Annotated in this window: 20 protein-coding genes and 1 pseudogene; 8 read left to right on the forward strand and 13 right to left on the reverse strand. The window is 66.0% G+C overall.

The window, feature by feature from the left end:
- Positions 1-283: 283 nt before the first annotated feature.
- Positions 284-832, reverse strand: coding sequence for a GrpB family protein (locus BLT92_RS18060; RefSeq protein ID WP_092107844.1), 549 nt, complete (start codon positions 830-832; stop codon positions 284-286).
- 79 nt (positions 833-911) lie between these two features.
- Between BLT92_RS18060 and BLT92_RS18065 the strand changes: the two genes are divergently transcribed.
- The gene (locus BLT92_RS18065) at positions 912-1,343 is read left to right on the forward strand and encodes a VOC family protein (RefSeq protein WP_092107846.1); all 432 of its coding nucleotides are present in this window, start codon (positions 912-914) and stop codon (positions 1,341-1,343) included.
- A 316-nt stretch (positions 1,344-1,659) separates the two neighbouring features.
- Here BLT92_RS18065 and BLT92_RS18070 read toward each other — a convergent pair whose 3' ends face one another.
- Together BLT92_RS18070 and BLT92_RS18075 are read right to left on the reverse strand one after the other, a co-directional pair.
- Complete coding sequence (locus BLT92_RS18070) at positions 1,660-2,601, reverse strand: aminoglycoside phosphotransferase family protein (protein ID WP_092107848.1); 942 nt, start codon at positions 2,599-2,601, stop codon at positions 1,660-1,662.
- 273 nt (positions 2,602-2,874) lie between these two features.
- On the reverse strand, positions 2,875-3,825 hold the full coding sequence (locus tag BLT92_RS18075; RefSeq protein ID WP_092107850.1) for a LysR family transcriptional regulator: 951 nt from the start codon (positions 3,823-3,825) through the stop codon (positions 2,875-2,877).
- Positions 3,826-4,000: 175 nt separating this feature from the next.
- Between BLT92_RS18075 and BLT92_RS18080 the strand changes: the two genes are divergently transcribed.
- From BLT92_RS18080 to BLT92_RS18095, 3 genes are all read left to right on the forward strand, one after another.
- Positions 4,001-5,365: an MFS transporter gene (locus tag BLT92_RS18080; protein ID WP_092109589.1), complete on the forward strand. Its 1,365-nt coding sequence runs from the start codon at positions 4,001-4,003 to the stop codon at positions 5,363-5,365.
- 62 nt (positions 5,366-5,427) lie between these two features.
- Positions 5,428-5,784, forward strand: a complete 357-nt coding sequence (locus BLT92_RS18085) for a hypothetical protein (RefSeq protein ID WP_092107852.1) — start codon at positions 5,428-5,430, stop codon at positions 5,782-5,784.
- A 543-nt stretch (positions 5,785-6,327) separates the two neighbouring features.
- Positions 6,328-7,563: an MCT family MFS transporter gene (locus BLT92_RS18095; protein ID WP_172802627.1), complete on the forward strand. Its 1,236-nt coding sequence runs from the start codon at positions 6,328-6,330 to the stop codon at positions 7,561-7,563.
- 273 nt (positions 7,564-7,836) lie between these two features.
- Here BLT92_RS18095 and BLT92_RS20965 read toward each other — a convergent pair.
- From BLT92_RS20965 to BLT92_RS18115, 4 genes and pseudogenes are all read right to left on the reverse strand, one after another.
- A pseudogene (locus tag BLT92_RS20965) lies at positions 7,837-8,025 on the reverse strand (TetR/AcrR family transcriptional regulator); the annotation flags it as partial.
- A 213-nt stretch (positions 8,026-8,238) separates the two neighbouring features.
- Entirely contained in the window at positions 8,239-8,835 is a 597-nt protein-coding gene (locus BLT92_RS18105) for a TetR/AcrR family transcriptional regulator (RefSeq protein ID WP_197679637.1), read from the reverse strand.
- Between the two features lie 23 nt (positions 8,836-8,858).
- Positions 8,859-10,388 carry an MFS transporter gene (locus BLT92_RS18110; RefSeq protein WP_092107860.1) on the reverse strand — a complete coding sequence of 510 codons (1,530 nt, stop codon included), beginning with the start codon at positions 10,386-10,388 and terminating at the stop codon, positions 8,859-8,861.
- 172 nt (positions 10,389-10,560) lie between these two features.
- Entirely contained in the window at positions 10,561-11,844 is a 1,284-nt protein-coding gene (locus tag BLT92_RS18115; RefSeq protein WP_172802628.1) for an MFS transporter, read from the reverse strand.
- Between the two features lie 101 nt (positions 11,845-11,945).
- Between BLT92_RS18115 and BLT92_RS18120 the strand changes: the two genes are divergently transcribed.
- Positions 11,946-12,614, forward strand: a complete 669-nt coding sequence (locus tag BLT92_RS18120; RefSeq protein WP_092107862.1) for a TetR/AcrR family transcriptional regulator — start codon at positions 11,946-11,948, stop codon at positions 12,612-12,614.
- A 22-nt stretch (positions 12,615-12,636) separates the two neighbouring features.
- On the opposite strand, the gene BLT92_RS18125 is transcribed toward BLT92_RS18120, so the two are convergent.
- Complete coding sequence (locus BLT92_RS18125; RefSeq protein ID WP_092107864.1) at positions 12,637-13,092, reverse strand: winged helix-turn-helix transcriptional regulator; 456 nt, start codon at positions 13,090-13,092, stop codon at positions 12,637-12,639.
- Positions 13,093-13,175: 83 nt separating this feature from the next.
- Here BLT92_RS18125 and BLT92_RS18130 point away from each other — a divergent pair, with 83 nt between their 5' ends.
- Together BLT92_RS18130 and BLT92_RS18135 are read left to right on the forward strand one after the other, a co-directional pair.
- Positions 13,176-14,381, forward strand: coding sequence for an MFS transporter (locus BLT92_RS18130; RefSeq protein WP_092107866.1), 1,206 nt, complete (start codon positions 13,176-13,178; stop codon positions 14,379-14,381).
- A gap of 370 nt (positions 14,382-14,751) precedes the next feature.
- Positions 14,752-15,672, forward strand: a complete 921-nt coding sequence (locus BLT92_RS18135) for an arginase family protein (protein WP_092107868.1) — start codon at positions 14,752-14,754, stop codon at positions 15,670-15,672.
- A gap of 55 nt (positions 15,673-15,727) precedes the next feature.
- On the opposite strand, the gene BLT92_RS18140 is transcribed toward BLT92_RS18135, so the two are convergent.
- The 5 genes from BLT92_RS18140 to BLT92_RS18155 all read right to left on the reverse strand — a co-directional run bounded on the left by BLT92_RS18140 (position 15,728) and on the right by BLT92_RS18155 (position 19,327).
- On the reverse strand, positions 15,728-16,297 hold the full coding sequence (locus BLT92_RS18140) for a CGNR zinc finger domain-containing protein (protein WP_092107870.1): 570 nt from the start codon (positions 16,295-16,297) through the stop codon (positions 15,728-15,730).
- Entirely contained in the window at positions 16,294-16,872 is a 579-nt protein-coding gene (locus BLT92_RS18145; protein ID WP_157691496.1) for a GNAT family N-acetyltransferase, read from the reverse strand. The genes BLT92_RS18140 and BLT92_RS18145 overlap by 4 nt, the downstream gene beginning before the upstream one ends.
- The gene (locus tag BLT92_RS18150) at positions 16,869-17,765 is read right to left on the reverse strand and encodes an alpha/beta fold hydrolase (RefSeq protein ID WP_092107874.1); all 897 of its coding nucleotides are present in this window, start codon (positions 17,763-17,765) and stop codon (positions 16,869-16,871) included. The genes BLT92_RS18145 and BLT92_RS18150 overlap by 4 nt, the downstream gene beginning before the upstream one ends.
- 180 nt (positions 17,766-17,945) lie before the next feature.
- Positions 17,946-18,107, reverse strand: a complete 162-nt coding sequence (locus BLT92_RS20550; protein WP_157691497.1) for a hypothetical protein — start codon at positions 18,105-18,107, stop codon at positions 17,946-17,948.
- A gap of 272 nt (positions 18,108-18,379) precedes the next feature.
- Positions 18,380-19,327: a helix-turn-helix transcriptional regulator gene (locus tag BLT92_RS18155; RefSeq protein ID WP_092107876.1), complete on the reverse strand. Its 948-nt coding sequence runs from the start codon at positions 19,325-19,327 to the stop codon at positions 18,380-18,382.
- A gap of 62 nt (positions 19,328-19,389) precedes the next feature.
- Between BLT92_RS18155 and BLT92_RS18160 the strand changes: the two genes are divergently transcribed.
- Entirely contained in the window at positions 19,390-21,624 is a 2,235-nt protein-coding gene (locus BLT92_RS18160; protein WP_092107878.1) for an ATP-binding cassette domain-containing protein, read from the forward strand.
- Positions 21,625-21,883 lie beyond the last annotated feature (259 nt).

The following is a 21,883-nucleotide window of genomic DNA, read 5'->3' on the forward strand; positions in this document are numbered from 1 at the left end:
AGAGGACAGCAACTCGGTCGGTGACCCGGCACCGGAGGCCACCGCGTCGTCCTCGCTGATCTCCGCAGGATCGATCGGGGTAACCGAGTCGATGGCGACCACACCGGCGACCATCCGGAGGGTGTCGCCGGCGGTGACGTTGGAATGCTCCCACCGCCGGAACACGAGGCTGATCGTTCCGTCGGCGGTGCCTTTGGCGACGTCGTTACTGAGGAGCATGGCTCCATCTTGTTCGGCTACCTGTGTCTCATCCAACCGTTCGACGGCTGCAAGGTCCGCGTACTCACTCCTCGTCTGAGCCAGCCTGGTCATCAAGAACACGGCGGATGAAGTCAGACTTCCCCTCCGTGTACGCCTCGCGGTCGGTGGCCTGTTCGATGGCCAATGCCCGCTTCAGTTCCGCGTAGTGGTGCACGAGCGCCGGGTCGGCGCGAAGCGCATCGCGGAACGCCAGCTGCTCGGCCCAGCGCGGGCTGCTGGCCAGCAGCAGGTGGAGATGTGCTGCACGGTGATCGTCGGCCACCTGGACCAGGAGGCGACGCCAGGGCCTGGCGTCGAGTTCGGCAGGGACGAGGTGCCAGCCGGCAGGGAACAGGGCTTGCGCTATGGCGTCGGCGCAGCCGAGGTCGACTACGGTGGCCTGCACGTCGATGATCGGCTTGGCGGCCAGCCCGGGCACGGCCGTGGAGCCGACGTGCTGCGTCGGGGTGATCAGCCAGTGGGCGAGTACGGCATCCAGCTCCCTGCACAGCTGCGCCCCGCGTCGCTGCCAGCCCTCATCGGGCGGTCGAACACGCACCTGCTCGGTCGCCCACGCTGGCCACTCGCTCATGAGTCCATCGTCTCACTCATCGACCGGTTCTGGGCATGTGCGGTGGAGGCCGAATTCCGATGCATGCTAGACTGGAGAGATGACGAGTTCACGTGATGCACATGTAGAGCGACAGCGCGTCGATTCCTCCGACCTTGCCACCCCGCGTGTACTTATTCGCGTGTTCGTGGAACCTGGACAGTTGGCCACCAGCGTCGCGTTCTACGAACGCCTGCAAGGTATCCAGGCTGATGCACGTTTCGCCTTTCCCGCCAAGAATCTGCGGCTGGCAATGGTGGGCGGCTTCCTGCTTCTCGAGGGCAGCGACACGGACCTGGAGCCCTTCCGCAGCACTACGGGAACTCTGCTGGTCGACGACGTGCAGCCGTACTACGACCGGCTTGTGTCCGAGGGTGCTGAGATCATCTTTCCGCTTCAGCAAGTGCCCACCGGAGCTGCGTTCAACGCCCGTCATCCGGACGGCACTGTGGTCGAGTACGTCCACCACCGGCCCACCGACGACGAGCAATGACAAGGATCACGTAGCGAGCACCCGGGCCTCAGCCCGATCGATGGCTGGGAATACTTCCCTGCGTTGGCGATAGGCGACGGCGCGCTTGGGTTCCGGGACACCCTGCCCGAGGCGTTCCCCGATACCCCGAAACAACGTGGCGCTTTCACGAGCAGCTAATGCTTTTGGGGAGCTACCGAAGTCGGCGCATCCGGGGCGGTTCCGGCGATGGGCGAGATTTACAACGTCGATGTTACCGACACCGCACGAGCGGCGATCGCCGGGTTCGAGCACAGATCCAGAAATTTTGACTATTCCTCTTCGGCCACGATGGTCCTCACCTCGTGATGCTCCCCGCCATGGCAGTTGTGACGGCTCGTAGCGCCCTGACGTTCTCGGGGTCACCGCCGTTTTGGCTTTCCCAATAGTAGGAGCCGACGAACCTGGCGAATGACAATGACATGGCCCAGCCATGGTCGAGTTCGCCCGCCTCGGTGAACTGCCGCGTCCAGAGCTCCACTGCCGCGGCGGGCCGTTGGGCAGCGATGATCTCAGGCAGATGGGAACGGACCACGGTGTGTGCTTCCCATTCCCCGCAGCCGGCCACGAGCAGGGGGTCGATCGTGACCCACCCCCGAGACGAGTGGAGGATGTTGAACAGGCTCAGATCACCGTGAGTCAGCTGTGGAGTCTGCTGACTGGCCAGGTGATTGACCACTCCCACGGCCAGGTCGAACACTTCGTTCGGTAGTGCGTTGCCAGTCGCGCGAGCGGTCTCGTGCTGATGGTGTAGATGTCCCAGCCATGCGGTCGCCTGTTCCGACAGGTCAGGCGCTCTCGTTGGGGCGGCGACAGTGGTCAGCTGGGCGATGATTTCGCCAGCGATCCGCATCGCTCGATCCCGGTCAGTCATCTGACTCAGCGGCGGCCCATCGAGCCACTCCACTAGCAACGCTTGAGAGCCGATGTCAGCGTCCAGAAGAGCAACTGCGCCTTGCCCGGCGAACGCGGTCAGGGCTGTCGCCTCATCCTCGGCCGACACGGCGGGGCTCACCAGCTTCACTCCGGCACGCCTTCCCGACCGGCGCTCTTGGACTGGAATGACGACCGAGGTCATCCCCGTGCGAGCCTCGTCGACAGCGTCCAGGTCCCAGCGTCGTGACAACTGCACCCATGCTTGGGGGAGATCGTCCAGCCACGCGCGCGCATCTGGGCTGCGACGCAGCACCTGAGCACGAAAGCCTGAGGTGAGGTCAGGAAACGGGCTTTTCCCGGTCATTGTGTGAGCAGGCCTTCGCCCAAGAGGTCGGCGATGTGTGTTGACGTGCCGGCGAAAATGCCAGCGGAACAACCGACGGGGGTCACCGTGTTGAGGCGAGTGGAGGTCTTCTGGATCACCCTTTCATGCTAGGGCAGGTTTAAATGCGTAGCCAGGTATTTTGTTGAGCTGCTGGTCAGCGATCTGGTTGCAGGACGGATGATTCCAGGTCGCACGTATGCTCCGTGCCGCTCGCGCCGAACGTCGACGTGTGCGCTGAGCACGGCTCAAGTGTCAGCTGCCCTCGGGTCGTTTCTGACTAACCGGTTCGCGCTGCTGGACCTGGGAGTCCGTGGCCGCGTCACGCAGGGCAGTGATCGCTGCGGCGATGCGGGGGTTGTCGCGCGAGCCGCGGCGCAATGCAAACAGAATCCTGCGTCGCGGTATCTGACTGCCGGTGAGAGGGATCTGGACGACCTTCGGGTGTGAGACGGACATGGCGATCCGGGGGACGGCGGAGATGCCGAGGCCGGCGGCGACCATGGCGGTGGTGGCGGTGAGTTCTTGGGCGTAGTGGGCCACGCGCGGTGCGTAGCCGATGGCGCGGGTCGCGGCCAGCAGTTCGATGTAGGCGTCCTGATGCGCGTGCCCGGAGATCCATTCCTCGTCTGCCGCGTCGGCCAAGCTGACCTGGTCGCTTGTGGCGAACCGGTGGTCTTCGGACACGAGCAAGTCGATCGGATCGTCGAGCAGGCTGATCACCTCGACATGGCTGTCGGCGACGTGACTGGTGGACTCGCCGGCCACGAACAGCCCGAGATCGATGGCCCCGGATTCCAATGCGGTCAGGGTCTCGCTGGAGAAGGTCTCCTTGATGACCGGCTGCAGCAGGCGGTGGCGGTCTCTCAATCGCACAACCGCCGGGGTGAGCAGGGAGGAGATCGCGGTGGGGAACCCGCCGAGGGTGACCGGTCCGCAGAGCTGACGGGCTGCGGCGGTGGTGTCACTCAGCGCAGTCTCCCACTGCGCATTGAGTGCGCGGGCATGGGTGACCAGGCGCTGTCCCGCCGGGGTCAGTCGGACGCGGCGGCCGTGGCGTTCGAGCAGATCAACGTCGAGCTCGGCGGCGAGTTCCTTGAGCTGCTTGGAGACGCCTGATGGGCTGCGGTAGAGCGCTTCGGCGGCAGCGGTGACGGTGCCGTACTCGCACACAGCGATCAGCAGGTTCAGCCGCGAATCAATCATGCACCTATGGTGCATGATTCCGGTGAAAAACTGAACCTAGACGGTGGTGATCGGTACTCCCCAGACTGAAGACACCCCCTGATCCCGACCTTCGGATGGCACTGAGGATGATTCTGCGAGACCACCCACGCTGAACCGCACCCTGGTCGGGATCTTGGCAGTCTTCGGTACTGTGATGCTGGTTGGCGGCACGGACATGACCAAGGTGACCGTGGCCCTGCCGACGCTGAACGAGGCGCTGTCTCTGGGCACTATCGAGTCGCTGTGGACCGCCGACATCTACGCCCTGGCAGCCGGGGTGGTGCTGGTTCCGGCCGCCGTGGTCGCTGACCGCTACGGCCGCAAACGCCTCTACCTGCTCGGCCTCGGCGTGGCGATCGTCAGCGCGATGCTCGCCGGGCTCGCGCCCACCGGGGCGGTGCTGATCGCCGCGCGGATCGGGCAGGGTGTCGGCTCGGCCCTGCTGATCGCCGGCACCGTCGCCATCATCCGCGTGACGTTTCTCGGGCTCCGGTCGCGGGCAGTGGCCTACGGGGTCTGGCTGGCCGGTTTCAGCACCGGCTCCGCGTTGGGGCCTCTGCTCGGCGGTGGGCTCGTGGATTTGGCGCAGTGGCAGTGGGTGTTCTGGATCAACGTGCCGATCCTCCTGGCAGCTCTCATCGCCGCCTGGATCATCCTGCCGGAGTCAACAAACCCGGACCCTCCGACCCTGGACGCGCTCAGCGCGGGCTTGTCGGCCGCAGCCGTGGGTCTGCTCATCGCCGGATTGAAGTGGCTCACTCAACCCGGCGTGCCCTCGTGGCTGACCTGGGTGGCGGCCGGTGCGGGCACCGTGGCCGCGGTGCTGTTCGTGATCCGGCAGCTGCGTCTGCCGCGGCCCTTCCTCGATGTGCGCCTGTTCACCGATCGCCTGTTGGCTGTCTCCGCGGCGGTGATCGCAGTGACCGTCGGCGTATTCAACGGCACACTGTACCTGCTGACTCTGCGCTATCAGGTCATCGGCGGGCTCTCGGCCATCGACACCGGGATCACGCTGATTCCCCTGGCTGCGACCATGGCCGCCGGCGGGCTCCTCAGCCCCCTCCTGCAGCGCCGGCTCGCCCAGCAACACGTCATCGTCGGCGGGCTGGTTCTGGTGTCATTCGGGTTCCTCCTGCTGGCGGCCATGCCCGGAGCCGGTCAAATGGTGGGGATGACGACGTTCGGGCTCGGGTCCGGGATCGTCATGACCTTCGGGGCCAACGCGCTCATGAGCACCGCTACCGAAGAGCGCACTGCTGATGCCGGTGCCATCCAAGAGAGTGCCTTCGCTCTCGGCGGCGGCACAGGCATCGCCGTCTTCGGCGTGTTGGCCATTCATTTCGCAGGCAAGTCCCCCGGCGGCTCGTCGCTCGAAGCCACCTACGGACCCGGAACCGACACCGCGCTGGGGCTGGCCGCGTTCTTCTACACGTTCTTCGTCATTGCAGCCAGCCTCATCATCCTCAGTACCACCACAACACGTCGCCACCAGAAAGCAACGCACCTGAGAGCCCTGTAGCCGGGAAGAGAGCTCGGTGCCGAGGGATGGCCCCTCGAGGTTCAACTCGGGAACACACGCCCATGCGTGCCACCAGAGGGCACGACGGTGCGATCTGGATCCTCGGCAACTATGACGGTGACTCGTTCCCGCGTCGGGTCGAGGCCGACGGACGCTGTGCGGTGGGCATCGTCGACTTCGACGTCGCCACCGGCCACGTGCTCCACGTCGGGTTCCGGGGTCGCGCAGTCCTCACCCGGCAGGAACCGGGGCGCGTTCGCCAGCTCCTGCGTCGCTACCTTGGGCCCGACGAGTCCAGCTGGGATCCGCGCTTTGCCGGGGTCCTCGGTGACGAGAGCTGGGTGCTCCTACGGTTCGATCCGGTCACCGCAGTCGTTCGCGACCAATCCTACGAACTCGGTAGCGCCACTGCCGAGTAGAATCGGTCCGGAGGCTGCGACAGGCGGACTGCGGGTTCCGGGTTGCAGGGTGAGCTGGTCGTCGCGGCCCGCGATGGCTCGTAGGAATTTCTTTCGGCAGTTGCGCGGGGTTTGAAGGATTCGACCTCCACTGGGCGGGGCGATCGTGTCCTGTTTCGTCATCGGCGATGCCTGGGGCCAGACTCAATCCCCTACCACCGACGAATCCTCGACTATGACTGCCGACCTGCTCGAACGAGTCACGCCCGATCTCATCGACTACCCGCTGCTCCTGGAACGCTACACCGAGTTGTCGAACGCCGACCCGGCCGTAGTCAATAACACCAGCTTCGAATTCGGCCTCTGCACCCGTGCTCGACGGGCTCCAGGCCCACCTCGACCACCAGAACGAAACAACACACAACCAGACGTATGACCCGGCATCCGACGAGCCGCCTTCATTCCCCCACGGCGTGCCGTCGGGCGACGGAGGTGAGCGGTCCCTTCTGTTCAACACAGTAGGGTCATTGACGGATGAGACAGACCGGTCTCATACTGACGGGTATGGCACACGTAGACTCTGGCCGGGCTTGGGCGGTGCTCGCAGGAGCCACCTTGATGCTGATCGTGGTCTTCGGTATCGCTTACAGCTACGGCCAGTTCCTGACTCCGCTCTCTCGGGAGTTCGGCATGGGCGCGGGTACTGTCTCGGCGCTGTTCTCGGTTAACTCTTTGATCTTTTTCTGTCTCGGCGCTATCACCGGGCCACTGGCTGATCGGATCGGGCTCCGGCGGATGTTCTGCTTCGGTGCACTGATCTACGTTCTCGGGCTGGTCGCGACGTCCTTCGTATTCGAACCGTGGCAGGCCTACCTCACTTACGGCATCGGCACCGGACTCGGGATCGGGGCAATGTACGTTCCCGTCGTCAGCGCTGTTGGTCGCTGGTTCGAGCACTACCGGGCGCTAGCTTCCGGCATCGCTTTCAGTGGCATCGGCCTCGGCACCGTCATCGGCCCACCGGCGATCGCGGCGCTGGTCGACGAGGTCGGCTGGCGAGTCGCATTCCCTGTCTGCGGGTCGGTTGCGACCGTTGCCTTGCTGGTAGTGCTCTGCCTGCTGGCCACCCCGCCTGCACCGGTGGAGAGCGCAACGGCGATGGAACGACACTTCGGATTCGGTCAGCTGTATGTCTCGGCGCTGCTACTCAACTGTGCTCTCTACGTCCCGTTCGTCCATCTGTCTCCGAGCGCACTGAGCCTCGGGCTGACGTCGGCGACGGCTGCACTCCTGGTCTCGGTGGTCGGAGGAGCCAGCATCGCTGGTCGCATCCTGCTCGGGGCTGCGGCTACGCGCTGGAGCACGATCTCTCTGTATCTGGGGTGCTATGGATGTGTCGCCGCAAGCCTGCCGATCTGGGCGACTATGTCGGGGTTTCCACAACTAATGGCCTTCGCAGCGGTATTCGGGGTGGGATACGGCGGTTACATCGCACTCACGCCGGTAGTCCTCGCTGAGCTCTACGGCACACGCGATCTCAGTACGCGCCTCGGGCTGATCTACACCGCCATCGGCCTGGGCGCTTCGACTGGACCGCTGGCGACCGGCCTAGTGGTACAGGCAACCGGAGCGTATTCAATCGCGATCTGGCTACTTTGCATCCTTGTGGTCGGCGGCCTGCTCCTCGGACTGCCCCTGCTGCGCGACCAGCGCCAGCGCGGCGGACCGCGCGCGCAGAGGCGGCATGGAACTCCCAGCCATGGTGGCTGCGACCGTGGCCCCCTCGGCCAAAATGAATAGTTGCTCGCCAAGCTCGGCGTCACCTGCCATCTCGATGAGATAGCAGCGAATCCAGTGCTTGTGACGCTCGATCGCCGCGGTCGTCGCCGGCCCCTGTTCGTGTTCGCCGTGGGCGTTGATAAAGGCACAACCGCGGAACCCCTTCTCGGTGACCCATTCGGCGATCACGTCGAAGAATTCAGTCACCCGAGTAACGCGATCACCGCTAGCAGAACAATTGAGCCATCTCGCGCGCCAGTACTCATCGCGTTCGCCCAGGTAAGCTGCCACCAGCTCGTCCTTGGAACCGAAATGACGGTACAAAGTCATCTTGGCGACGCCTGCGTCAGCGATCACCGAGTCGATGCCGATCGCGTGTATCCCATGGGAGTAGAAGAGCCGATGCGCTGCATCGAGCAGGCGACGCCGCGCCGATAGAGCTGAGGTGGCTTCAGTAATCGCCGACTTCTTCTGAGTGGACATGCCTCTATGGTAGGGCGAGCGACGCGTCGGCGACGCCTCCCAGTCTCTCGCGCGGTCGAGCGCCGCGAGGGGATCCGCGTATGAGGCGGCGGATGTTTGGAACACCGACGGGAAGTGATCCGCAGGTAGTACCTATCAAATGAGCCGGAAGTCGCAAAGCCCTCATATTCGTTCGTTTGCGAATTGCTATCGGGACGCCGTGATGACGCCGGATTATCCCGCTGTCGCGAGAGCCTGGGACAGCACGCGGTGGACGTAGTCGACCTCGGCGGGGATGTTGTCGATGAGGATCGCGGTGCAGAGGCCGTCGGAGGCGGCGACGAGCGCGGCGATGGCCTGCGGGTCGTCGGTGAGGGTGGTGGCGAGTTCGGCGACGTTCTCGCGCCAGCGCCGGGCCACTGGGGCCAGTGTTGGTCTGCGGGCGGCCAGCGTCGATAGTTCGCGTTCGGCCAGGGCCTGTTCGCGTCCGGGGCCGCCGGAGTCGACGATCAGCTCGGCCAGGCCGTGGAGCTTGTCACCGGGGGTGTCGATGATCTGGCGGATACGGTCTGTGTAGGAGTCGGCGACGGTGGACAGGGCGGCGACGAGGAGGTCGTCGAGGGTGGCGAAGTAGTAGGTGCTCAGGCTGGTGGTGATGCCGGCCTGTTTGGCGACGGTGCGGTGGGTGACGCCGGCCGCGCCGTGACGGGTGACGACGGCGAGGGTGGCATCGATGATCTCGGCGCGGCGCTTGGTGCCCCGGACACGTCGCCCGTCAACTCTGGACCCATCGATGGGGTGTTCCTCGCCGTCGCTCATGCTCACTGCCATGGGTTCCAGGGTAATCGAGTCCGTCACCGGCGGTCGGCGTCGACATCCTGTTCCTCACCGAGCGGACGGACATGCCGCAGAGCCACCAGGCCTAGGACTGTCGCGACGACGATGGCCCCGGCGGCGACGGCGGAGGCGATGTTGACCCCGGTGGTGAAGGCTTCCTGCGCTGCTCGCACCACCTCGGCAGGGACCTCGTCGGCGACCGAGAGGGCACCGGACAGGCTGCCGGTCAGACGCTCGGCGAGCTCCGGTGAGATGTCTGCGGGAGCGCTCATGTGGGCGGTGTAGAGGGCGGTGCTGAGGCTGCCGAGCAGGGCCACGCCGACGGCGATGCCAAGTTCTTGGACGGTCTCGGACATCGCGGCGGCCGATCCGGACTTCGCCGCCGGTGCCGCGCCGACGACCATGTCGGTGCCCAGCGCGGCGATCGCGCCGAGGCCGAGATAGACGAATGCGAAGCCGACCACCACCGCCACGGTGTCACCGATGCCGGCGGTGGCCAGCAGGGCATAGCCGATCACCGACACGCCAAGGGTCGCGGACATCACCACGCCCGGTCGCACCCGCCGGGCGACGACGGGCGCGCCGATGGCGGCGGCGAACATTGCCAAGGCCGGTGGTCCCATCCACAGACCCGCGGCGAATGGGGTGAGGCCCTCGACGAGCTGGAGATACTGAGTGACCAGGTACATGGTGCCGCCGACCCCGATGAGCCCGATCAGCAGCACGGCCAGTGCCGCGGAGAAGGCCCGGTTGGTGAACAACGTGACGTCCAACAACGGGGATGCCAGACGCCGCTGTCGGCGCACGAACACCACCCCCGCGACCGCACCGACGACGACGAGGACCGCTGTGCTCGCATCCACGCCGTCGGCGGCGGCGTGCTTGATGGCGTAGATGCCCGGCAGGATCGCGGCCAGGGACAGGGCGACACTGACCAGGTCCAGTTGCCCGGCCTGCGGGTCGGCGTACTCGGGCAGCACGACCCTCGCGCCGACCAGGACGACGATCGCGATGGGGACCGCGAGCAGGAACGCCGCACCCCACCAGAACGCGTCGACCAGCGCGCCACCGATAACGGGGCCGGCGGCCATCCCCAGGGCGAACATCGTCGCCCACACCCCGATCGCAACAGCACGCTGCCGCACGTCTTCGAACATGTTGGAGATCAACGACAGGGTCGAGGGCATCAGTGTGGCACCGGCGATCCCGAGCAGGGCGCGGGCGGCGATCAGCAGCTCGGCGCTGGGGACGAAGGCTGCGAACACCGACGCGGCCGCGAACGCCGTCATGCCGATCAGGAGCAGGCGGCGTCTGCCGATGCGATCGCCCAAGGTCCCCATGGTGATGAGGAACCCGGCGATGAGGAACCCGTAGGCGTCCATGATCCATAGCGTCTGCGTCGCCGATGGGTCGAGGGCTGCGGACATGCTCGGCAGCACCAGATACAGCGCGGTGACATCCAGGCCCAGCAGCACCGTTGGCAGCGCCAGCAGGCCCAGGCCCGTCCACTCGCGCGCTCCCGCGCGCTGGGTTGCGATCTCTGTCATGACATCCTCCTCCGAAGTGGGTACTTGAACGATAGTACAAGTAGAACTATCGTTCAAACACGTCCGGGAAGGGTATCAAGCGCCTGGCGTGCCCGTGTCCGTACGATCCGCCAACGGTTCGAGCCCCCGACGGATCCTGGGTGTAGGTTCTCGCCCTTGCTGGCGGGTGCTACTAGTGATTCTTCCGGCTGTCGTAGGCGGAAGTTGAGCGTGGTGATGCTGGGGTCGGAGAGCCAGTGTCGTGGCCCGCGAGAGGTGAGCGATGTCCCGGATCAGCGGTCCGTGTTCGTCCCAGTGCTGAGAGTGCGATGGCGAGGATGGCGAGTGCCGCGGCGATCCAGGCCACATTGGCGGCTCCGACCGTCTCGATGCCGACCGCGCCGACGAGTCCCGATGCACCGATGGCGAGGTAAAGGACGGCCTGGTTCAACGACAGCACGACCGAGGCCCTGTCGGGGTCGTGCGAGATGAGACGGTGCTGCTGTGGGGTGGTGATGGCGAAGGCTGCGATGCCGTAGAACCCGATTGCGGCCAGCGACCAGGCGAAGACGGTGTGGGTGACGGTGATGATGGCGAAGCTGAGGATCAGCCACAGCAACGCGAAGAGCACCACCGAGGTACCGCCGTACCGGTCAACCAGGCGTCCCGCGACGAGATTGCCGAGGGCACCGGTGACGCCCAATATGGTCATCAATAGCCCGAGCCGGACCCCGTCGCCACCAGTCGCCGGGGCGAAGATCGCGCCGATGTAGGTGTAGGGGATGTAGACGGCAGTGAAGGCCACCAAAGTGGTCGCCAGCAACGCGAGCACGCGGCGGTCGCGCAGTGGTGCCAGTCGCTGTCGTAGCCCCCCAGTGTCCGCGGCACCGACGGAACGAGGGATGAGTACCGCCACGCCGGTTATGCCGAGTGCGGCGATACCTGCCGCCAGCCACATCGTGATCCGCCAGCCGTACAGCGCGCCAATCGCGGTGCCCGCCGGTGCGCCGAAGGCGACCGCGAAGGTGAAACCGGTCACCACTGCTGCGATCGCCCGTCCGCCAGCTTCCTTGGAGACCAACCCTGCGGCGGTGACCGACGCGTTGGGGATGAACAGGCCGGTGCCCACGGCCGCGACGATCTGCCCGGCGAGCAAGAACCCGAAGGTCGGTGCCAGGGCAGTGGCCACGGCACCGAACAGGTACACGGCACCAGCGGTGACCAGTACGTGCTTGCGGGGCCACATCGCTGTGACCGTGGTCATGATCGGCGCGGCGAGGGCGCAGGTGAGAGCGAAGACGGTCACCACCTGTCCCGCCGCGCCGTAACTCAGGGCAAAGTCAGCGGCGAGCAGCGGGATCAGGCCGGCCAGGACGAATTCGCCGGTGCCGATGACGAACACGCCCAGGGCGAGTACGAACACCCCGGCGGGAAGCCGTTGGGTTCTGCTCGCGGTCTTCTGTCCGGTCTCTTCCATGGGTGGTGCTCGCTTCCTGATTGAACGGAACTGGTCGGTACCGTATTCATAAAGGTACTGACCGGTTCCATCTGGAGTCAAGTGGCACTACACTGGTGGGTATGGCGGTCCAAGCGCGACAGAGACTCCTGGCGGCGGCCGGGGAGCTGTTCTACTCCGAGGGTGTGCGAGCGGTCGGCCTCGAGCGGCTCCTGGAGGAGTCCGGCGTTGGCCGGGCGTCGTTCTACCGACACTTCGCAGGCAAGGACGAACTCGTCGCGGCGATGCTCGACGACTACGACGCCGAATACCGCACCTGGCTGCGGGCGCGGGTCGGTGAACTGGGCCATGAACCGTTAGCGGTGTTCGATGCGGTCGCCGAGCGCGCGGAATCAACAGCGTTCAGGGGGTGCGCCTTCATCAACACCATGGCCGAAATCACCGACCCAGCTGACCCGATTCACACCCGCGCCGCCGCACACAAAGCCGCCGTGACCGACTACCTCGCAGAGCTGTTGACCTCGGCAGATGCGAAATCGGCCGACCGTCTCGCACGCCGGTGGATGCTGTTGCTCGACGGTGCCGTCGTGACCGCGAGCTACTTGAAGAATGTCCACGCCTTCGCAGAAGCCAAGTCCATCGCCAGAGCCGATCTCGCCGCGCAGTCACCGAAGCCGCCGCATCACGCCAGTGACGGCACGGGTGATCGCTCGAGGCGGCGAGGGGCCGTGAGTGCCCCCGAAGTGCACACGTGTCGTGCCACCCCTGGAACGTCCTTCAAGAGTGAGTGATTCAGGTCTCGTGCAAGATCCGTCAGGGCTTCTGCACGCGGGTGGTGTCGACGTCGAGCACCGCGCCGTCGGTGCCCGTCGGTACGAGGTCAGGCACGGTCGCGCCGTGTCGGTCGATGAGGGTGGAGTGGGCTTCGCCGGGGGCAAAACCATGGCGTTGTCCCCACTGGCGTAGCGAGACGACGACGGGGAAGAGGTCGCGGCCGGCGTCGGTGAGCACGTACTCCTGACGCCGACCCGACGCGGCGGTGAGCCGGGCCAGGAGCCCATGGGCAGTGAGCTTGCGGAGTCGGTCGGTGAGGATGTTGCGGGCGATGCCGGTGCGGCGTTGGAACTCGGTGAACGACCGTGCCCCGTCCATCGCGTCGCGGATGACGAGAAGACTCCACCGGTCACCGACGAGATCCAGCGTGCGGGCGACCGGGCACTCCGGGTCGGTCCAGCCGGCGTCCGGCGCGCGGCTGATAGGGATCGACATGATACCTCCAGATGAGTTGCGGATTGCCACCATTATGTCTAACCTCAAGAAGAGTTGCAATATGCTACTGATTGGAGGATGGGATGGGTGTGGGGCGACGGCTGCTGTTGGCGGTGGTGTGTGGTGTCGCGGTCTCGAGCATCTACGCCGCTCAGCCGATGTTGGAGCCGATGGGCCGCGATCTTCGTCTCCCAGCAGAGCTCACCGGGTGGATCGTCGCGACGGGCCAGTTGGGCTACCTGGCGGGACTGGTGCTCTTGGTGCCGCTGGGCGACCTGCTCGACCGCAGACGCTTGATCGCCGCGCACCTCGGACTGGTGGCGGCCGGGCTGGCCGTCACCGCGGCAGCACCGGTCGCCTGGGTGGCGTTTAGCGGACTCGCCGTCGCGGGCGTGTTCGCGGTCGTCGTACAGACCACCGTGGCCTATGCCGCAGCAGTCTCAATGTCTGGCGATCATGGCAAGAACATCGGGGTCGTGACCTCGGGCGTGGTCATCGGCATCCTGGGCGCACGGGTTCTCGCCGGCTGGCTGGGCCAGGTGTGGGGCTGGCGCAGCGTCTACATCGTTCTCGCGGTGCTCGCGCTTGGACTCGCCGTCTGCGTCCTGGCCGCGCTGCCCTCGGACGAACGCAGTCAACGCACGGCGACCTACGGGCGACTCGTCGCGTCACTGGGCAGATTGTTCCGGGAGCGCCTGTTCGTCACCCGTGGCCTCATCGCCTTCTTCCTCTTCGCCTCCTTCGGCACCCTCTGGAGCGGCATGGCGCTACCCCTGGCTGGTGAGCCGTGGCACTTGAGCGAGGCCGAGATCGGACTGTTCGGCATCGCCGGGCTCGCCGGCGCACTGGGTGCCGCCCGATCTGGCCGCTGGGCCGACGCCGGGCACACCAGCCGGATTGGCGGCATCGCACTCGTCCTTCTGCTCGGCTCCTGGTTCGCGATCGGACAACTCGACTGGTCGCTGCTGCTGCTGATTCTCGGTGTGATCGTGCTCGACTTCGCCGTCCAGGCCGTCCACGTCAGCAATCAGCACCTTCTCACCTCGGCGAATCCCGATCGCACGAGCAGCGTGATCGGCGGCTACATGGTCTTCTACTCCCTCGGCTCCGCCCTCGGTGCAGCCGCCACCACGGTCATATTCGCGTCCGCAGGATGGGCCGCCTCCAGCCTGCTCGGAGCAGCCTTCGCCTTCGGTGCCCTCGCCGTATGGGCGATCGACCGGCAGCTTCCCACGCACAGCATGCCTGCTCCTGCCGGTGCGCGGTCGCGGCCACCGGCGAGCCGCTGAACCGAGGGCCGGCCAGACCTTCACGGAATCCATATTCCTCGCTCGACTCCGTGTCGATGCCGACGGCTGGACCCTACCGATCGGCGACGGAAGCCGAGCAGTCCACACTGAACACGGGATCGCCATACCAACCATGGGGCGGTCAGACTCACCCGTACCAACGATCTCGACGTACCGTTAACCGTATGAGCGACTCCGACCGACAGATAAGACCGTTGCGTATCGACGTCGCTCAGGACGAGCTGGACGACCTCCATGAACGGTAAGACCATCGGCATTCGGGACGCCTCCGGTGTGAGCGCAGGAGGTGGAGGCTCTTCTCGCGCAGTCAAGGTTGAGCGCCGGTCCGCTGTCCCATTATCCTGGGGCTATGTTCTCTGTGGAGTTGATCGGTGTCCTCTTCGATGGCTATGGCCGGGAAGGACATCAGGCTGGTGCGGCCGAGGCGCTGCGCGAGGCAGGCCTCATTGCTTCACTGGCGGGACACCAGCTGGTCGAGAGTCATGGGCTGACGCTGCCCGCCTCCACCCCTGATCGCGGTCCGGAGACTTCGTTGATCAACGAGCCCGCGCTGCTGGCCATGACCGAGCAGGTCGGCGACCGCGTCGCGACCGCGGTAGCGGCCGGACGCTTTCCCCTGGTGTACGGCGCTGACTGCACCACCCTGCTGGGCACGATCCCGGCGCTGCACAGGGAGCAACCTGTGGGTCTGCTATTCGTGGACGGACACGAGGACACGATGCCGCTGGACGTCTCCGAGGACGGCGAGGCAGCCAACTCCGAGATCGGCCTCCTGCTCGGGCTGACCGGACGCCTGCTGTGCGGCCGGTTGGCTGAGCGGCTGCCGGCGCTCGAACGCGATGAGCTGGCGATGCTCGGCCCGCGTGACGCCGCGTGGCGTAAGCAGTTCAACGTCGGCTCGCTGCGCGATGTCGGGGTGTGGATGCGCGACTGGCGCGAGGTCGCCGCCGAACCCGAAACCGCCGGAGCCCGGGCGGTGACGTACCTGCAGCAAGGGCCGCGGAGATGGTGGTTGCACGTCGACCTCGACGTCCTGGACCCCGACGTGTTCTCTGCTCAGGGCCTGCCCGACGTCGATGACGAACCGGACGGCCTGACCTGGCACCAGCTCACGGCCGCAGTCTGCGCTGCCGTCGCCCGCGGGGGGTGCCTCGGGATGAGTGTGGCCATCTACGACCCGGACCAGGACCCAGACCGATCCGACGCCCCCCGCATCCTCCGCTTCCTCAGCGACGCCATAGCCGCAGTACCCGCGGCCATGTCTCGCTGAGAGCGCCCGAATCGGGAACACGTGTGGCAGCTCGATTCGAGCGATGGTCGGCTGGTCACGGGTGAGCAGCGCGGAAGCGCTCGGCCTTGGCCTGGTTGCCGCAGGTCTTCATGCTGCACCAGCGGCGACGGCGGCCGCGCGAGCTGTCGAGAAAGAACCAGCCGCAGCGGTCGCAGGCGCGCACGCCTCGCGATGGCGGATTGAGCACGAGCCCGATGGCGCGCAGCGCCAGGATGGCGAACACGCCCTCGGCAGCCAGTGGCGTCATGGAACCGTCGGGATTCACGGTGAGGCCGTTGATGCCGCGGCGGGCGGTGGCCAGCAGGCTGCTCAAGGCGTCCGTGGGGATCGTATGGCCGTCGCTGTGCGCGTCGAAGACCGTCCAGAAAAGGCCACGCAGCGCGCGAGCCTCGTCGAGCGCGGCCTCGGGATCAGCGAAGAGGCTGTCCGGATCGTCGGACGCAGGCAACAGATGCGTCCTGTCAAGCCAGGTGGCGAGTGCGTCGACGTCCGTAAGCAGATCCGCACCGAGTTCGGGTGTACGGCGGTAGACAGTGTTGGCGAAGTCCAGTGTGAGATCTCCGGCGATGAAGTGGTCATCGACCCATTCGGTGGTGGCCGTCACGGGAGGCGATACCTCATGACGGGCCGGTCGCGCTTGGGCCGAGCGACCTCCGTGAACCCCGCGACGGTGAACGCGCTGGCGATGCCCGTCATCGCCGTGTCCGGACCAGCCGGCCGGCCTGGGGGAGGCTCGACGGGGTGAGCCTCGACCGTGCGTGTCCGAGAGGTCTCGGCGAGGTAGTCACAGACGGCGGTGATCCACGCGGGCAACAGCCCTTCGCTGCGGTACTCCTTCTTGATGAGCAGGCAGGTCAATGAGACGACGGGCTCGTCATCGACCGGTTTCAGCAGGGTTGAGCGCTGCATACGTGGGAAGTCCGAGCGATCTCCGAAGGCGCACCATGCCATCGGCTCGGCATCGAGATACCCCACGACGCCCGGCGGCGTATCGCGCTCGGCAAGGGCACGCATGGCAGCCTTGTTGCCCTCGTCCTTGTAATCCATCCATTCGTCGATGCTCAGCCGCCAGTGCATACACCAGCAGCCGCGAGCACCGCCGCGTGCGCCCATGACGGTCTCGAAGTCCGCCCAGGTGCCCCGGGTCAGCGGTCTCACTGTCAGTTCTCCTGTGCTCACGATCGCACCCCTGCGCGGTCGAAGGCGTCGCGGGTGAAGGTCACGAGCAGGTCGGCGACCTCGGCGGCGTGGGTCTCGAGCAGGAAGTGCCCGGCGTCGTAGATATGCGCCTCGAACGTGGTGAGCGCTTGGTGGTAGGCCAAAACTTCGGCGATGTCGAAGGCCGGGTCATGGCGGCCCCAGAGCACCATGCACGGTGGCTGATGCTCGGCGTGGTAGTCGGCGATCTCACCGAAGCGGGCGACGTGATTGCGGTAGTCGTAGAAGAACTGGAAGTACACCTCGGTGGTCCCCGGCCGAGACAGGCGCTGCCAGTCCAGATGCCACGACTCCGGCGGATGCAACTGGGCTACCTCATCGGGCACCCCTGCGAGGTAGGTGTCGCGGGTGCCCTCGAAGGTCAGCCAGTCCGGCAGCGCGGCCCGGTTCTCCTCGGTCGGTTCGGCCCAGAACCGCCGAGCGGAGTCCCACCCCTGGCCCAGGCCGGCTTCGTGTGCGTTGCCGTTCTGCACTACCAGGCCCAGCACCCGTTCCGGGCGTCGGGTGGCCATGAAGTAGCCCACTGGCGTGCTGTAGTCAGTCACGAACAACACGTACCTCTCCACACCGAGGTCATCGAGCAGCGAATCGACCACCCGCGAGAGTTGCTCGTAGGTGTACTCGTAGTCCTCGACCGTTGGCGCGTCGGAGAATCCGAACCCCGGGATGTCCGGCGCGACCACGTAGGCGTACTCGCCCACCACCGGAAGCACCTCGCGGAAGGAGTAGGACGAGCTGGGGGCTCCGTGCAGCAGCACGACCGCGGTCGATGACGGCACACCACTCTCGCGGTAGTGCACCTGCAATCCATCGACTTCGCGTTGGCGGTGGCGGGTTTTGGCCGAGTGCAACATGATGTTCCCTTCGCGACGAGGACGATCCCCGTCTCCCAGTAACCGTAATATAGCGACTTGACGGTTGCAAGGGGTCTGTCGGCGGGGTGGACGCGGCCCACCGGGCAGGCGGCGAGCCAGGGACACGGAGCCGCGTCACAACGGCGGCTTCCGCATGCTGCGGAGCTGATCCCGTCGGCGCTACGCCTGAGGTTCCGGTAGGCGCTCGTCAACCGCCCGATCGTCAGCATCTGAACCACGAGCCAGGACGGCAGCAGCCTTGGGGGAGCCGTAGGTCGTGAGGTAGTGCTCGAGCGCCGAGCGGTCGACCAGTGAGTCCTGACCGGGTGCTCGTCCCCGCATTGCTCCGACGCGGCCGGCCCCATGGACTCGGCCGCTGCCAGCAGTCGGCTCTCGATGCTCTCGCGGACGAACGTTCACAGGCCGGCGGCGGACGTGGACGTGCGCGGTGTCCGTGTATCAATGCGGGTCGCCGCGGACATGTAGTCGGTCAGTGCCGCGCGGACGGCGACCTCGACGCGTTCGAGGGCACTGATGACCTGGAACCTGGGCGGCCTGAGCTGGCAATTGGTGTTCTGGCTCAGCGTGCCCGGCGAAACCCTGACCTCCTGGCCTCATCTTCCTGCCACCGACGCGGCGAAGCACTCGATGGCCTCGGACCATTCGGCGGGCTCATCGATCGCGAACGCGCACTCGAGGTGGCTGAGATTGAACAGCAGCCAGTGCCAGTCCTCGCACCGCAGCGTCACACGCGTCCGATGTTCGCCCACCACCTCGACCTCTATCGACTCGAAGGCCAGCACGGCGGCGACGTCGTCGACCGAGGCCTCGACCGTCACCACCGCCTTGCGACTCGACCGCTTCACTCCTGCCTTGACGAGGTCGAGCGCGGCGTCCTCCGGCATCTCACGCGGTTCGAACCCTGAAGTGCGTACGCCGAGGTGGTTGATCCGATCCGTGCGGAACACCCGCCAGTCGTCCTTGTCGAGGTCCCATGCGACGAGGTACCAGCGCAGGAGATGGTGGACCTGGCGGTGCGGTTCGACCCGTCGATGTGTGGCCTGTCCGCCTCGGCGATAGTCGAATTCCAGTTCTCGGTGCTCATGGATGGCCGTCGCGATCCGGGTGATGTCGGCGATGTCGATCATCGGCGCGCGGAACGCTTCGGCCTCAATACTGGCCCTTACCGCCGCCGCGCTCATCGCCAGGCGTGCCGGCAGGACCTGATCGAGCTTCCCGTAGGCCCGCGTCATCGCCTCGCCGATGCTGCCGGGATGGCCCGGATCGGCGCTGGCATTCGCCGCCAGCGCGAGCATGAGAGCGACGACTTCGTCATCGTCGAACATCAGCGGGGGAATCGCCCGTCCCGCGGTGAGCCTGTAGTGGCCGCCGGGCCCGGGAGCGGCATCGACGGGATAGCCGTACTCCCGGAGCCGGTCGATATCGCGGCGGACGGTGCGATCGCTGACGCCGAGGCGGGTGACGAGTTCGGCACCCGTGAACTGCCGCTTGGTCTGCAGCAGGGAGAGCAGATCGAGCATCCGCCGGGTCACGTCGGCCATGCCCCCATGGTGCCACGAATTGCGGTCAAGATCCGGCCGGATCTGGTTATAGTGTCGATGTCATGACTGAGCAGGCCATTCGCATCCGGCAAGCCGTGACCAACAACCTCGACCATCTTGACCTCGATATCCGAAGGGGTTGCCTCGTCGTCATTGCAGGCGTCTCCGGTTCGGGAAAGTCGTCGTTGGTCTTCGACACCATTGCCGCCGAGGCGGGTGCCGAGCTGAACGAGACCTACCCGCCGTTCATCCGCAATCGCCTGCCGAAGTGGACGCGGCCCGATGTCGGTGGCATCGAGGATCTCTCACCTGTCATCGTCATCGATCAGCGACGCCTCGGCAGCAACGCCCGCTCGACTGTGGGCACGATCACCGACACCTGGACGTATCTGCGCCTACTATTCTCTCGACTGAGCGAGCCGCACGTTGGTGAGTCTTCGGCATTCTCCTTCAACGACCCTTCGGGCATGAGTTCGACTTGTTCGGGAATCGGGGAGGTCGTCGCACCCGATGTCTCGAGGTTCCTCGACTGCGATCGCAGCCTGGACGAAGGAGCAATCGTCCTGCCTGGCTTCGGGGAGGGCCAATACTGGTACAGGAAGTACGCCGAGATCGGCGTCTTCGCCGTCGAGTCACCACTGCGCGATTGGCCACAGGAGCATATCGACGCCCTGCTCTACGGTGGGCAGAGCGCGCAGGCCCTCGCCGTCGAAGTGCCGAAGGACTACGAGGGAGTTGTCGAGCGCTTCGAACGGATTTACCTGCGTACCTCAGACACCCTCTCCGAACGCAAGAGGAAGACCGTCGCCGAGTTCACCTACTCGACGATCTGCCCCGACTGCCACGGCCAACGCCTCAGTGAGGCTGCCCGCAGCGCCACCGTGGGCGGCCACACGATCGGTGAGCTATCCCGTCTCGAGATCCCCGAACTTCGCGACGTCGTCGCCCGTATGGATCGGCCGGAGGTGAGCAGTGTCGTCGCAGCCCTCGGCGAGCGACTCGACGCCATGGACACGATCGGACTCGGGTACCTCCACCTCGCCCGCGCGACCTCATCGCTGTCCGGTGGTGAATCCCAGCGCATCAAGGCCGTCAAGCATCTGGGATCGAGCCTCATCGAGATGCTCTATGTCTTCGACGAGCCGACCGTGGGCCTCCACCCTCACGACGTCGACGCGATGGTCGAACTCCTCTGCCGCCTCCGCGACCGCGGCAACACTGTCCTCGTCGTCGAACACGATCCCGCCGTCATGGCCCGGGCCGACGAGATCATCGAGATTGGCCCCGGGCCCGGAAGCGCGGGAGGTCGCCTCGTCTTCCAGGGAACCTTTGACGGGCTCCTCGGCTCCGACGGGCCGACGGGCCAAGCCCTCACCGCGCAGGCACCGACGAGGCGAACGCCCCAGACACCGGACGGTTGGGTGACGATCGCGAACGCGAGGACGAACAACCTCGGCGACGTCACCGTCGATGTTCCCTACGGTGTGATGACCGTCGTCACCGGCGTCGCCGGGTCGGGGAAGTCGAGCCTGGCTGCCGAGCTCGTCGCCCAGCACCAGGCGATCACGATCGATCAGAAGCCGGTGTCGGCCAATCGTCGATCAACTCCGATCACGTACACCGGCATCGCGGCGGCGCTGCGCAAGCACTTCGCGAAGATCACCGGTGCACCCGTTGGGCTGTTCAGTGCGAACTCGGACGGCGGCTGCCCGGTGTGCAAGGGGCTCGGGACCATCTACACCGACCTCGCGTTCATGGACGGGCAGGAGACGACGTGCCAGACGTGCCAGGGGACGAAGTTCACCGCCGAGGCGCTTACCCACACCGTCGACGGGCTATCCATCGCCGACGTCGAGCACCTGAGCGTCACCGAGGCCATCGACCGGCTCGATGCGCCCGCGATCCGGACGCGGCTGAACCACCTCGGCCGGGTCGGACTGGGGTATCTTCGACTCGGGCAACCGCTCAATACCCTCTCGGGTGGTGAGGCGCAGCGGGTGAAGATCGCGAAGGAGCTGCGGGCTGCGATCGAGCCGAGCATCTACCTCCTCGACGAACCGACAACGGGACTTCACCTCAGCGACATCGCACGGCTCATATCAGTACTCGACGACCTCATCGACCACGGTCGCACCGTCGTCGTCATCGAGCACAACCTCGAGGTGATCGGCATGGCCGACTGGCTCATCGACCTCGGCCCCGGTCCCGGCCGCCACGGTGGGCAGCTGCTCTACTCCGGGCCCGTCGACGGCATCGGCGACTCCGCGACCGGGCGGGCTCTGCGGGAGAAGTCATAGGACCTGTGAGGAAATCCCCAAACGGCGGTCCGATCGTTTCCTCGCGTCATCACTGAGGTTTTCTTCACCAGGTTGTCGTGGGGCGCTGGAGGAGAAGGTGGGGGGTGCGGCGGTGATCAGGCTGGTCGTGTTCGGTCGAGTGTGATGCGTTTGAGGGCGGACCAGGTCTCGCTGAGCAGGGCGTTCGCTCGTTCGGATGGCCTAGACGCACAGTATGACCGTACGCGCTCAGCCAGCGTGGTCCGCGCAATTCGCCCCG

The organism is Brevibacterium picturae, from assembly GCF_900105045.1.
GTDB lineage: Bacteria > Actinomycetota > Actinomycetes > Actinomycetales > Brevibacteriaceae > Brevibacterium > Brevibacterium picturae.